The following is a 12385-nucleotide window of genomic DNA, read 5'->3' as shown; positions in this document are numbered from 1 at the left end:
TGGGGTCGGCGTCTTCCTCTGCTGGCACGGTGCGTGATTTGGGGTCGGCGTCTTCCTCTGCTGGCACGGTGCGTGATTTGGGGTCGGCGTCTTCCTCTGCTGGCACGGTGCGTGATTTGGGGTCGGCACCTTCCTCTGCTGGCACGATGTGTGACTCCGGCGCGGCGTTTTCCTCTGCTGGCGCGATGCGTGATTTGGGGGCGGCGTCCGAGGATGCCGGCGTGGGGGCGAACCTGGCCGAAGCCTGCCGGGCCGCCTGGACCGTGGCGATCCGGCCGCTGCTCGACCACTGGCGGTCGTCGCGCCCCGGCGAGCCCCATTTCGTTCTCGTGCCCGACGGCGCGCTGGCCACGGTGCCCTGGCACGCCGCGCACGGCGGGGGCCGGTGGGCGATCGACGAGGCCTCGTTCTCCTACATCGCCTCCGGCCGCCTCCTGGTCGAGGCGGCCCGCCGGCCCGAGCCCGCCCGCGGCGATGTCGGGTTGGTCATCGGCAACCCCGACACCGGTGTCGCGAGCCAGGCGCTACCCAACGCCGGGGCCGAGGCGAGCACCATCTTCCGCAAGCACTATGCGTCCGGACGGTTCTGCGGGCGGCCCGCCGACCCGGCCGTGGTCGCGGCCGGCCCCGGGCTGCCCGGCGACGTGCTCGACTGGCTGGCCGCGTCGGGTGCCGAGCCCGCGACCGTGCTGCATCTGGCCTGCCACGGCGTCATCCGCGCCGACGGCCCGGCCTCGTCATATCTGCTGCTGGCCGAGGGCACCCAGGTCTCGGCCGAGGAGTTGCTGCGGGCGGCCTCCGGTCGCTCACCCGGCCTGGTCTCGCTCGCGGCCTGCACCACGCACCGCGCCGGCCGCGCCTACGACGAGGCGGTCACCCTGTCGACCGGCTTCCTCGTGGCCGGCGCGACCACCGCGATCGGTTCCCTGTGGCCCGTGCCCGACCTCGAGACGGCCCACCTGATGGTCGCTTTCCACGACAACCTGGCCGGCGCCGGAATGCCCCCGCACGTGGCCCTGCGCGAGGCCCAGCGCGCGATTCGCGACCCGGCCGACGACACGACCCTCACCCACTGGGCCGGTTTCGTGCATCTAGGCCGGTGAATGTGCTCTAGAGTGCGCCGATGACGGTGATCCGCGCGCAGTGGAAACTCGTGACCCACGCCGCGGTCGTGCTCGCGCTCACCCTCTTCTACGTCGCACTCTGGTTCATTTACATGGAACCGTCCACCGACCCGCTCTCTGGTCTCGGCCTGATCCCCGCGTTCATACCGCTGGCCGTCCTGGGCCTGCCGTGGTCGCTGCTGCTGTTCCTGGGCCACACCGGCGGCGACCTCGTCCTGCACCTGCTGATCCTGGGCCCGGCCTGGGTCAACCTGGGGATTCACGCTTTACTCGTCTGGCCCGACGAAAGGAAGAACCGTGCGGATCGAGCTGGTCACCGGTGACATCACGGCCGAGCACGTCGACGTCATCGTCAACGCCGCCAACTCCTCCCTGCTCGGCGGCGGCGGGGTAGACGGGGCCATTCACCGCAAGGGCGGCCCCGCGATCCTGGAGGAGTGCCGGGCGCTGCGGGCCGGGCACTACGGCCGGGGCTTGGCGGTCGGACAGGCGGTGGCGACGACGGCGGGCCGGCTGCCGGCGACCTGGGTGGTGCACACCGTCGGACCGGTGTTCAGCGCGGACGAGGCCCGTTCGCCGCTGCTGCGCGCCTGCTACACGAATTCGCTCACAGTCGCGGCCGGGCTCGGGGCTCGATCGGTCGCCTACCCGCTGATCTCATCGGGCATCTATCGGTGGCCGAAGGACGACGCCGTCGCTCAGGCGCTGGCGGGCCTGCACGCGGAACCGACCACCGTGGAGTCGGTCCGCCTGGTCCTCTTCGACAAGCCGACCCGCCTCGCCGCGGAGCGCGTCCTGCAGGCCTCCGGCTACAGCCTATGAGTGACTGGCCGACGGCGTATCGCCGGGGTTTTCGCACCTTGGAGACGGTCGAGGGCGAGCGCGACCGACATCCGGGCAGAGCAAAGCCACCCGTACGGGATGCACGGGCGGCGCTGCTGCGGAAGCTGACTACTTGCCGGCGATCATCGAGTTTGCGGTGACGAACGTGTAGCCCTGGGCCTTGACGCCGGTGACGACCTGCTTGAGGTAGTCGGTGCCCAGGTACGGGTGGTAGAAGAAGCTGGCCACGCCGTCGCGGACCACCAGGTTGCGCTGGGCCGAGGCGATCAGGTCGCTGGGCAGGCGGGCCGGGTGGTTGTTGAACGAGTCGGGTTCGATGTTGCCGATGTTCTCGGGCACGACGACCGAGCCGTAGACGTCCCTGACCGCGTACGGGAAGAACTGGCCGAACTGGCGCTTGTAGTCGGGCTTGGCCCCGGTGAGGACGCCGGGGAAGTAGAGGCCACGGTCGTAGCGCTTGCCGAAGAGCGAGTTGACGGCCTGGTAGTCGACGGCGCTGCCGGCGTAGTGCGGGAACTCGAAGATGCTCGGGGTGCCCAGGCCGGCCGCGGTGAAGATCAGACCGGCGGCGACCATGCGGCCCGTGGCCCAGGCAGCCGAGTCGCCGGGGACGGGTCCGTCGTAGATGACGCTGTCGTTCTCGTCGACGTGCGCGGCGTAGAACTCGAAGTCGTTGGCGGAGACCCCGTCGTACGGGTTGGCCAGGTTGCCGTACTGGTGGGTGTAGCCGTGCATCAGCAGTGTGCCGCCCTTGCTCTGCATGTACTTGAGCGCGGAGACGACCTTGGGCTTGCTCAGCAGCGTGTAGTCCTGCGCCTTGCCGCCGTTGTTGACGCCCTTGGGGTCGCGGTAACGGGTGTAGACGGCCACCGTGAACGGCACCTTCTCGGCGGACAGGTAGTCGGCGACGGCCCTGAGCTCGTCCGGGTCGGAGTCGGGGCCGACGTCCTCGATGCGTACGAGACCGCGGTGTTGCTCCTTGGTGTCGGCGCCGAGCGAGTCGAAGAGCAGGTCGGCGAACGCGAGGTAGCGGTCGTCGTGGGTCACGTACGCGAAGGGGATCTCACTGACGTACGTGAAGTTGCCCGACGTGATCGCCCACGGGAAGGTCGACCCGTCCGGGCGTACGGCGGAAGCAAGGGTTTTGACCTTGGTGGCGTCGGTGATCGACAGGTTCATGATGCCGGACTTGTTGCGGGTGTCACGGGTCAGCTTCTGCGACTTGTAGGTCACCTCGGCGACGTCCGCGTAGTCGAACCCGCCGCTGGTGAAGCCGTGCCCGGCGGCGAACGCGGGATCCGCGGTGAGCTGCCAGATGTTGTCGTAGAGCCAGGTCACCGGCTTGGTCGTGGCGGCCACGTCGGTCAGGAAGGCGGCCGGGATCGGCTCGTCGTAGGTGGAGCCGACGTAGACGACCGCGGTGTAGGCGTTGAGATCACCGGTCTTGTACGAGCCGACCGGCGCGGCCGTCCACGAGCCGAAGTGCGAGCTCAGGTTGGCGGTCTGGGTCGCGTGGACCTCACCCATCCAGCCGTAGTCGCCCGTGGTGTCGTACAGGACCAAGGTCTTGGCAGTGCCCCCGCCGGGCGCGGCCTTGCCGGACTTGGCGGCGGGCAGCGCGGTGACGACGGCGGCCGGCTTGATGGTGGCGGCTTCGGCCCCCATGGAGCTGAGGGCGAAGGCGCCGACGGCTACTGCGGCGATTCCGGCGGAGAAAAGCGGCTTGGAGAAACGCATCAGCGGGACACTCCGATCATCTCAACGGGGGAGCTGGTGAGGCCGAGCAGGCCGGCGGTGGCTTGTGCGGTGCGGTGGGCGGCGAGACCATCCCCGTACGGGTTTCCGCCGGCGGTCATCGCGTCGCGGCGGGCGGGGTCGTCGAGCAGGGCGGAGGCCTCGGCCACGATGAGGGCCGGGTCGGAGCCGACGAGCTTGGCGCAGCCGGCGTTGATCGACTCGACGCGCTCGGTGACGTCGCGCAGCACGAGGGCGGGCACCTTGAAAGACGGCGCCTCCTCCTGGATGCCACCCGAGTCGGTCAGCACCAGGTACGCCTCGGAGAGCAGGCGGGACAGGTCGGGGTAGGCGACCGGGTCGGTCACGGTCACGCGCTCGAGCCCGGCCAGGCCCGCCTCGACCTGCGCGCGGACGGCGGGGTTGGGGTGGCTGGGCAGGATCACGTCGATGTCGGGGTACTTGACGACCAGCTCGCGGACGGCGTCCAGGATGCGGTCGAGCGGCTTGCCCCACGACTCGCGGCGGTGCGCGGTGACGAGCACGAGGCGGTTGGTGCTGTTCGCGCGGGCGGCGGCAACGGCCTGGTTCTCGTACGGCATCTTGCGTCCGGCCACGGCGAGCGTCGCGTCGACCACGGTGTTGCCGGTGACGAAGACGTCCTCACCGGACACGTTCTCGTCGAGCAGGTTCATCGCGGCGAGCGGGGTCGGCGCCAGGTGCAGGGACGCGATCTGGGCGACCAGCTTGCGGTTGGCCTCCTCGGGGAACGGCGAGTCCAGATCGCCCGAGCGAAGACCCGCTTCCAGGTGTACGACGGGGATCCGGCGCCAGAACGCGGCGAGCGCGCCGGCCAGGCTCGTCGTGGTGTCGCCCTGCACGATGACGGCGGCCGGGGTGCGGACCTCCCACAGCGCGTCGAGCTGGCGGACCATCTCGGTGAAGAGCTCGGCCTGGCTGCCGGTGACCCGCTCGACGGTCAGCGTGATGTCGGCGGTGAGGTCGAAGGCGGCCAGGGCCTGGGTGACCATCGTCGGGTGCTGACCGCTGGCCAGCAGCACCGGCTCGAGCAGGCCCTGCTCGCGCATGGCGATCGCGACGGGGGCGAGCTTGACGGCCTCGGGGCGGGTGCCGCCGATCAGGTGGACTTCGTTCTTCATGGGGGGTCCTTTTTCAGGCAGCGAGAGCGAGTGCGGGGATTTCTCCCTCGGCCAGGCGTTCGGTCTTGGCCCATGACTGGCGGCCGGTGGCCTGGCGGGCGATGGCGCGATAGGTGGCGACCAGGCCCAGGAGCAGGAACGCGGGGTAGGCGAGGGCGGCCACGAGCAGACGGGGGAGGGTCTCGTCGCGGAGCCGGAAGCGGTGCAGCAGGGCCCAGACGAAACCGGGGAACCAGGTGACGACCAGCCAGACGCCGCCGCCCAGGCCGAGCTCGGACCAGTTCGGCAGGTACGGGATCGGGTGGCCGATCGACAGGCCGGTGACCGCGGCGGCGACGGTGGCGGCCAGGGCGACCGTGACCAGCGCGTTGGCCCACGGCGAGAGCAGGTAGTGCAGCACCTCGGCCAGCGAGGTCCAGCCGATCCGCTTCGAGGTGACCAGCTGCCGCAGGTAGCGGGCGCACTGCAGGTTGCCCTGGGCCCAGCGGGTGCGCTGGCGGGTGAGCCGGCGGACGTCGACCACGGCCTGCTGGGTGACCGCGGCCCGCGAGGTGTAGCGGATGCCGACGCCGGTCAGGTGCATGCGCAGGCCCAGCTCGAGATCCTCGACCAGGCAGGCCGACCAGGGCGCGTCACCCAGCGCGAGTAGCGCCGACAGGCGGGTGAACTGGCCGTTGCCGCCGAGACCGACGGTGTCGAGCATGTCGCGCAGGCTCTGGCAGGCGTTGACGATCGAGCCGAACTCCAGATCCTGCACGGCGCCGAGCAGCTTGTTGCGGTTGCGGATGCGCACCTGCACCTGCACCGCGCCGATGGCCGTGTCGCGCAGCATGCGCGAGACCTCGAGCAGGATGTTGCGGCTGCCCTGGCCGTCGCCGTCGATGATGCCGAGGACGACCTTGTCGGGGCTGACGCCGGCGCTTCTTGTCTGCTCGGCGATGTAGCGGTACGCGGCGTTGAGGGCCTCGCCCTTGCCCTTGCGGGCGTTGGGCAGCTCGCGCCGCATGACGTGCAGGCGGGGGTGGTCGATGGCGGCCAGCACCTCGGGGGTGCGGTCGTCCGAGCCGTCGTCGACGACCAGAACCCGGGCCAGCGTGTTGCCCGGCCCGCTCAGGCCGAGCGCGGCCTTGACCGTGTTGCCGACGACGACCTCTTCGTTCAGCGCCGGCACGATGATCCAGAAGTGCTCCGGGGTGCCGTCGCCGTGCTGCAGCGACTTGGCGACGAGATCCTGCCGGCGCGAGGCCACGTAGCGGACGCCGATGGTCACGAGGGCCACGGTCGAGATCGGCCAGGACAGCATGACCGCGTAGCCGGCCACGAGGATCAGCCACCCGCTCATTGCCCACCTCCATACTGTCTGTGATGTCGACCGTCACGGCGTAGGCCGCGTTTCGGGCACATCAGGACAATATGAAGTAACGGAGCGTGAAACAAGGGCGCTGACCGGACCGTCGTGGCATTTCGGCCAAACGGCGGAACTCAGACATCTCAGGCGGTCGCGTTGCGGCCGAAACCGGGCATATTCCGCTCTTCGGTCGCAGCTGCGGCGGCGCCCTCGATTTCACGCTCCGTGTTGTTTACGTACGCGGGGTGCATCCGTCGGGGTGGTCGCGCATCGTCACTGCCTGTATTGATAGCGTCGCGCCGGTGTCCTATCAGCTGAACGCCGCCATCGGCCCGTACGACCTCCTCAGGGACGTCGCCGGCTCTTCGGTCGCCCCGTTGCGGCAACGCATGGGCCTCCTTCCGCTGCGCCGGGGTCTCGAGCACGCGCTGGGCGACTGGTCCCGTTCCGGGGCGATCGGCCAGGTGGAGGCCGACTTCTTCGGCGGCGACGGCTACCAGACCGCATCGTTGTGGCGCGGCGGGCAGCGGGCCTGGGGGCCGTCACGCACCACGGAGTTCCCCACCGCCCGGCGACCGGACTGGCCGATCAACGCCGTGCTGGCCCAGCTCGGCGTCGTTCTCGAGCCACGCGACGCCCGCCCGGACCACCACGACCTGTTCGCCGAGGTCGGCCTCGGCGCCGAACGCGACCACGAGGGATGGGCCGAACGCGCCGCCGAGGCCCAGCACTACCGCACCTACGACGACTGGCACGCGGCCCAGCAGCAGGAACGAGAAGCCGCGGCACGAAGGGCGGCCGACGCCCGACTGGCCACCATCGAGGCACCCCTCGACGGCGCCGAGGTGATGCGGATCCTCGACATCCCCGCCGGTCCCCAGGTCGGCGCGGCGATCCGCTTCCTCCGGAGCCTTGTCGCCGAGCGGGGAGAGCTTTCCCGCACGGACGCGGTCGCCGCCCTACGAGCCCGATTCTCCGGTCGATGAGCCTCGTCGCCACCTTCCGTCACTAGGACAGCCCCGGCTCGCGCGTCCTTTCTTCACCTTCCGTCACCAGGACAGCCCCGGCTCGCGCGTCCTTTCTTCTGTCAACGGGTCAGCCCTGACTCGCGCGTCCTTGGCGCATGGCCCTGGGCGCCGACCTGCTCACCGACGACACCGGCACCACAGTCGCCGCCGTGGCCCGCCAGGTCGGTTACGCCGACGCGTTCGCCTTCAGCGCCGCCTTCAAACGCGTCAGGGGCGTAAGCCCGACCGAGCACCGCCACGGTCTGCTCACGCTCGACCGGGGTTTGATTGCGCGTTGTTGTTCGCGGCGTGCGCCCGGTTGAGCAGTGCGGTCTGTGCCGTGGCGTGGTCCCGGCTGAGTGCACCGGCGACCTGTGCGGTGGCGAGGGCCCGGCTGAGCGCACGGACGACCTGTGCGGCGGCGTGGGCCCGGCTGAGCGGATGTGCGAATCGGGCTGCGGCGTGAGTCGGTAGTGCAGTATGTCGATGTGGAGAACGCCGTCGCAGGCAGGGAGTTGGCGCTCCGGGCCGTCGTCGCGGTTCCGGTGGCGGTGGTCTGTGTCGTGCTGCTCGCCGGGGATCTCTTCATGCTGCTCTATTGGCTGCCCGTCCTGTTCGGCCCCGGCGACGTTTCGTGCGATGTGGCGCCCGGCGCCTGCTGGCGGCCCGAGCAGCCGATCTGGTGGGGCGTGGCCGGCACGTTGACGGCGTTCGGGGCCGGCTGCGAGATCACGGCCGTGCGTGGATTCCGGCGCGCTGGACTGTGGTGGCCCTGGCTCTACGGTGCGATGGGCCTGCTGCTCGCCGCCGCGTTCGCGGCCGCGCAGATCTCATGACCCGTGCTCGGACGGGCCGACCGCGGCCGTTGTGCTACGCAAGCTGCGCGTTTGATAGCCGAGGAGCGCTCGCGGTCGAGCGTGGGTTGCGCAGTTTGCGCGTTCGTCGATCGTGGTGTGTTTGTAGTCGAGCATGGGTTTCGCAGATTGCGCGTTCGTCGGCCGTGATGTGCTTGTGGTCGAACTTGGCCCGCGCAGACTGAGCGTTGAGTGGCCGCGGTCTGTGCGCGGTCGAGTGTGGGTTGCGCTTATTGCGCGTTTGGCGGCCGTTTCTGTGCTTGAGGTCGAGCGCAGACTGAGCGTTCAGCGACCGCGGTGTGCCTGCGCACGAACGTCGGTTGTGCAGATTGCGCGTGGGCGCCGAGGGGTGCTTGGGGCCGAACAAAAGCTGTGCGGAGGTGGCCGCCGCGGAGGGCGACGACCACCCACGCCGGCTACCGGCGGATGATGGTGAAACCGCCGGGCAGGACCAGAGCCCGTACGGCCGAGCCGGACGCGGTTGACCGGGAGCGTTGGACGCCGGTGGCGTCGTACGTCTCGATCGTGGCCGAACCCGTACCGGCGACTGTCACGGTCACCGTTTCCGGGGAGCGGGCGGCGCTGCGCAGCAAAGCCGTCGCCCGCCCGGAACTGCCGATCACGTAGCGCGAGATCAGCGGTTCCAGCAGCACGGCGTCCACGACGGCCGACCCGCCGGAGGACGTTGCGATCAGGTCGGTGCGGCCGGCTGGCAATTCCGTATTCAGGGTGATGGGGAGCAGGGCGCCGGGGGCGGGGGATTTGCCCTGGGCGCCGCCGCGGTGCTTGATGGTGCCGAGTTCGCGGCCGCCCGACGTCCACCGGGTGGTGGCGTTGCTGCCAGGCTGCAGGTCGACGATCGGCATCACCAGTTGGGGCTGCGACGACGAGGGCAGGGTGAAGCGGGCGGTGGCGCCGGCCGGGAGTTGGGCGTATTTGCCCTCGCTGTATTGCGACTCGCCCGTCCAGGCCGACGCCGGGGTGACGACCGTGGCCCCGCCGGCCAGCGCCGCCGATTCGGCCTCGACGGTGGTGGAGCCGACACGTTCGACGATTGCCGTGCCCTGGCGGGCCTGGGTGGCCACGTCGGGGTGGGCGTCCAGGGCCAGCATGCTGAGCAGGCCGTGGATGGTGGATTCGGCGCCGGCGTTGCGGTTGATCGTGCCGTCGGCGGCGATGCCGTCCACCGTGCGGCCGGTGGCGGGGTCGTAGGCGGGGGCGCCCGCGGCGTTGGCCCCGAAATACCAGGAGGCGACGATGCCGGCCAGCCGTCGGAAGCCCGCGCGGCCCGAGGCGGAGGCCACGGCGAGCAACGATTGCAGGCGCGAGTCCACCCCGTACGCGATCTGGTTGCGGTCGATGCGCGCGGGCAGCCGGCCGTTGTCGGGGCCGCCCGACGTGAGCAGCCACGGCGTGAACACGGCGGCGTCGGCGATCGCGGGACGCACCAAACGAGCATCGTCGAGCACTTCCCCGGCACGGGCCAGCGCGGCCGGCATCTGCGAGGCCCAGGCGTGCCAGTCCGACAGGGACAACGCCCAGGGCAGCACGGCACCGAACGGCCACGAGCGCGGGCCGCCACCGGCCAGGGAAGCGATGCCCTCCGAGAACTGCCGGAGCGCGCGACGGGCCGCAGCCGAGGCGCCACCCGCGGAGACGTACGCGGACAGTCCGAGCACGGCCTCGGCGGTGGCATCGGCCCCGTCGACGATCAGCCACGCGGGCAACCGCTGCCCATCGATAACCTGATATGTCCGATAGCGAGCCAGCACAGGGCCGAGCGCGCCGAGCGCCAGTTCGAGCCGCTGCCGCAGGAAGCCCGCGAAGGCAGGATCGGACGACCGGAAAGCGGCGTACGCCTCACCGAGCACCCAGATGGCCCGAGCCAGCCAGTACGAGGGCCCACTGTCGGAGGGATCCGGCAACTCCACCGGCTCCGGGCTCGGATTGAACGTCCCGTCCGGCTGCATCCACAGAATGAAGTTCCCCGCGGACGGGCCCGAAAGCGTCTGAAAGTAAGCGAGACCACGCAACAACGCGTAAGCCCGTGCGCGACTCGAGGACGACCCCGTCTGCTTGAAGTGCCGCACATAGACGACCGCGGCCCGCGCGATGTCGTCCGAGTTGAACGCACCCTGTCCGTACGTGTCGGTGGCCGCGTCGTAAGGCCCGCCCCCGATCCGCCGGAACGTGCCGTCCGGGTTGGGCTCGGCGTAGGTCCACAGCACCCCGACCGGCCCGGCGGCAGTCGAATGCCCCGCCTGCGCCGGCGGCGTGACGGTGTCGCACAGGAAGTCGAGGTGAGCGGTGTTGGTCAGGCGAGCGGCAGCACTAGCCTGCGTGGACGTCAGAAGTGGCGCCGTCAGGGCTAACCCGCTGCCCAACAGGACGGATCTGCGCTTCATCGCGATTCTCCTCCGTAAGACTGACTCGATCCAGGCGGGCAACGCCGATCTTGCTGTCGGCCATGCCGTAGAAGACGTAGTGGACGCCGTCGATCTCCTCGATGGCGGTGGGGAAGACGACCTTGGGCACCACGCCCGACAACTCGTCCTCGGTCTCGGGGATGAAGATCGGTTCCGGCGTACGGTCGAGGACGCGTCCGGGGTCGGCCGGGTCGAGCAGCATCGCCCCGGCCGCGTACGTGACGTCCTGCCCGGTCGGATCCCAGCCCGACGGCACGTATCCGGTGACGCCGTGGTGGATCAGCAGCCAGCCCTCGGGCACCCGCAGCGGGGGAGGCCCGCCCCCGATCTTGAGTTCCTCGTACGCGAACTCCGACATCGCCACGCAGCGGTGGTGCCGCGGCCGGGTCAGCGCCCGCACGTCGTCGAGCACCTCGGCCACCGGCACGTACGAGATCCAGATCCCCGCCCGCTCGTCGGTGATGCCCGCCGGCAGGTGCACGCCCTCGCCCGGCCGCAGCCAGCCCAGGTCCCACATCGGGCGGTGCAGCATCGCGAACGAGGGACCGTCGGGCCCCGGCACCGGCTCAGGGAAGAACACCGCGTCCTTGTTGGGGAACAGGTTGAGGTCGGTGTCGAGGTCGGCCTGGTATTGGAACTGCACCGGCCCGAGCCGCTCCCACGTGTGCAGGTCGGACGAGACGGCGAGCGCCAGCTTGGGGCCGAGCGGACCGAAGGCCACGTACGTCATGAGGTGCAGCCCGAGGTCCGGCACCCACGTCGTACGGGGGTCCTCGACGCCGGAGTTGGACAGGCCGCGCTCCCAGCCCATGTCGGGCGCGAGCACCACGCCTTGCCGTTGCACGCCGACGGGCACGCCGTCCTGAATGACAACCTCGGCCAGTCCGACCCGCGAGACGTTGCCCTCGGCGACGAGCCGGGGCAGCAGGAACAGCCGTCCGTCGGGGGTGCGGCCGCTCGCGGGGTTGAGGACTCCTTCCGCCTCGAGGGGATTGCCGGGCTCGGGGGCCATGACGACGCCGAGCCGGGTCAGGGTGTAGGGAACCATGTCAGCGATTCAGCCTTTCACGCCGGAGCCGATGTCGGTTGAGGTGAACTGCCTCTGGAAGGCGATGAACAGCGCCACCGCGGGGGCGGCCAGCACGCACGCGCCGGCCAGGATCGCGCCGAACGGGTTGGCCGCCCGGGACGAGACGTTGCTGATGTAGTTGGCCAGGGAGACCGCGAGCGGCTGCATGTCGGCCTCCTTGGTGATCAGGAACGGCCACAGGAACTCGTTCCACGGGCCGATGAAGGTGAGCAGCACCGCGGTCAGCAGCGCCGGCCGCACCAGCGGGAGCGCCACCGAGCGCAGGATCCGCAGTTCGCCCGCGCCGTCGAGCCGGGCCGCGGCGAACAGGTCGTCCGGCAGTTGCAGGAAGAACTGCCGGAAGACGAACACCGCGGTCGTGTTGATGGCGAAGGGCAAGATCATTCCCAGGTACGAGTCGGCCAGCCCATAGCCACGCACGATGAGCACGTAGAGCGGCACCAGCAGCAGCTGGAACGGGATCACCTGGACCAGCAGCACCAGGGCGAAGAGCGTGCCCCGGCCCCGGAACTGCAGGCGCGCCAGGGCGTAGCCGGCCAGCACCCCGAACACGACCGTGCACAGCAGCACGCCGCCGGTGAACACCCCGGAGTTGATCAGCGAGCCGACCAGGTCGACGCGCGAGTTGATGTCGGTGTAGTTGCCGAACGTCAGCCCCGACGTGGGGAACGCGCCGCCGATCGAGGTGTCCGGCTCGGACTGCAGCGAGCCGATCAGCATGTAGTAGAACGGGAACAGGAAGATCAGCGCGCCCAGGAAGAGGACGACGTAACGCACAGCGGTGGGCCAGCGGGCCATG

11 protein-coding genes and 1 pseudogene are annotated in these 12385 nt (G+C 70.2%); 6 read left to right on the top strand and 6 right to left on the bottom strand.

Translation table 11 applies throughout. The annotated features are described in order from the left end of the window. The first annotated feature begins 185 nt into the window (after positions 1–185). Genes JKJ07_RS49320 through JKJ07_RS49310 form a run of 3 tightly spaced genes read left to right on the top strand, consistent with a single transcriptional unit; the run spans position 186 to position 1946 of the window. Complete coding sequence (locus JKJ07_RS49320; RefSeq protein ID WP_203078845.1) at positions 186–1103, top strand: CHAT domain-containing protein; 918 nt, start codon at positions 186–188, stop codon at positions 1101–1103. A 20-nt stretch (positions 1104–1123) separates the two neighbouring features. Continuing rightward, positions 1124–1447, top strand: coding sequence for a hypothetical protein (locus JKJ07_RS49315; protein WP_203078844.1), 324 nt, complete (start codon positions 1124–1126; stop codon positions 1445–1447). Next, entirely contained in the window at positions 1422–1946 is a 525-nt protein-coding gene (locus tag JKJ07_RS49310; RefSeq protein WP_203078843.1) for an O-acetyl-ADP-ribose deacetylase, read from the top strand. Before JKJ07_RS49315 ends, JKJ07_RS49310 begins: the two co-directional genes overlap by 26 nt. Before the next feature lie 129 nt (positions 1947–2075). On the opposite strand, the gene JKJ07_RS49305 is transcribed toward JKJ07_RS49310, so the two are convergent. The 3 genes from JKJ07_RS49305 to JKJ07_RS49295 are packed head-to-tail and all read right to left on the bottom strand — an operon-like array spanning position 2076 to position 6203. Next, complete coding sequence (locus JKJ07_RS49305; protein WP_203078842.1) at positions 2076–3704, bottom strand: DUF2334 domain-containing protein; 1629 nt, start codon at positions 3702–3704, stop codon at positions 2076–2078. Further along, positions 3704–4861 carry a non-hydrolyzing UDP-N-acetylglucosamine 2-epimerase gene (gene wecB, locus JKJ07_RS49300; RefSeq protein WP_203078841.1) on the bottom strand — a complete coding sequence of 386 codons (1158 nt, stop codon included), beginning with the start codon at positions 4859–4861 and terminating at the stop codon, positions 3704–3706. The genes JKJ07_RS49305 and wecB overlap by 1 nt, the downstream gene beginning before the upstream one ends. Positions 4862–4874: 13 nt before the next feature. Beyond that, on the bottom strand, positions 4875–6203 hold the full coding sequence (locus JKJ07_RS49295) for a glycosyltransferase (RefSeq protein ID WP_203078840.1): 1329 nt from the start codon (positions 6201–6203) through the stop codon (positions 4875–4877). 308 nt (positions 6204–6511) lie between these two features. Between JKJ07_RS49295 and JKJ07_RS49290 the strand changes: the two genes are divergently transcribed. The 3 genes and pseudogenes from JKJ07_RS49290 to JKJ07_RS49280 all read left to right on the top strand — a co-directional run bounded on the left by JKJ07_RS49290 (position 6512) and on the right by JKJ07_RS49280 (position 8052). After that, entirely contained in the window at positions 6512–7195 is a 684-nt protein-coding gene (locus JKJ07_RS49290; protein ID WP_203078839.1) for a hypothetical protein, read from the top strand. Positions 7196–7326: 131 nt separating this feature from the next. Continuing rightward, a pseudogene (locus tag JKJ07_RS49285) lies at positions 7327–7539 on the top strand (helix-turn-helix domain-containing protein); the annotation flags it as partial. 165 nt (positions 7540–7704) lie between these two features. Then, positions 7705–8052, top strand: coding sequence for a hypothetical protein (locus JKJ07_RS49280; protein WP_203078837.1), 348 nt, complete (start codon positions 7705–7707; stop codon positions 8050–8052). Between the two features lie 434 nt (positions 8053–8486). Here JKJ07_RS49280 and JKJ07_RS49275 read toward each other — a convergent pair whose 3' ends face one another. From JKJ07_RS49275 to JKJ07_RS49265, 3 genes are read right to left on the bottom strand one after another with little or no spacing between them, the layout of a single operon-like run. Next, on the bottom strand, positions 8487–10475 hold the full coding sequence (locus JKJ07_RS49275) for a hypothetical protein (protein WP_203078836.1): 1989 nt from the start codon (positions 10473–10475) through the stop codon (positions 8487–8489). After that, positions 10402–11544 (bottom strand): glycoside hydrolase family 130 protein, encoded by a 1143-nt coding sequence (locus JKJ07_RS49270; RefSeq protein ID WP_203078835.1) that lies wholly within the window; start codon positions 11542–11544, stop codon positions 10402–10404. Before JKJ07_RS49270 ends, JKJ07_RS49275 begins: the two co-directional genes overlap by 74 nt. 9 nt (positions 11545–11553) lie before the next feature. Further along, positions 11554–12384, bottom strand: coding sequence for a carbohydrate ABC transporter permease (locus tag JKJ07_RS49265; protein ID WP_203078834.1), 831 nt, complete (start codon positions 12382–12384; stop codon positions 11554–11556). Between the last annotated feature and the right edge of the window lies 1 nt (position 12385).

It is taken from the genome of Paractinoplanes lichenicola (assembly GCF_016785085.1).
Classification (GTDB): Bacteria; Actinomycetota; Actinomycetes; order Mycobacteriales; family Micromonosporaceae; genus Actinoplanes; species Actinoplanes lichenicola.
This window is presented reverse-complemented; position numbering and strand designations above follow the sequence as displayed.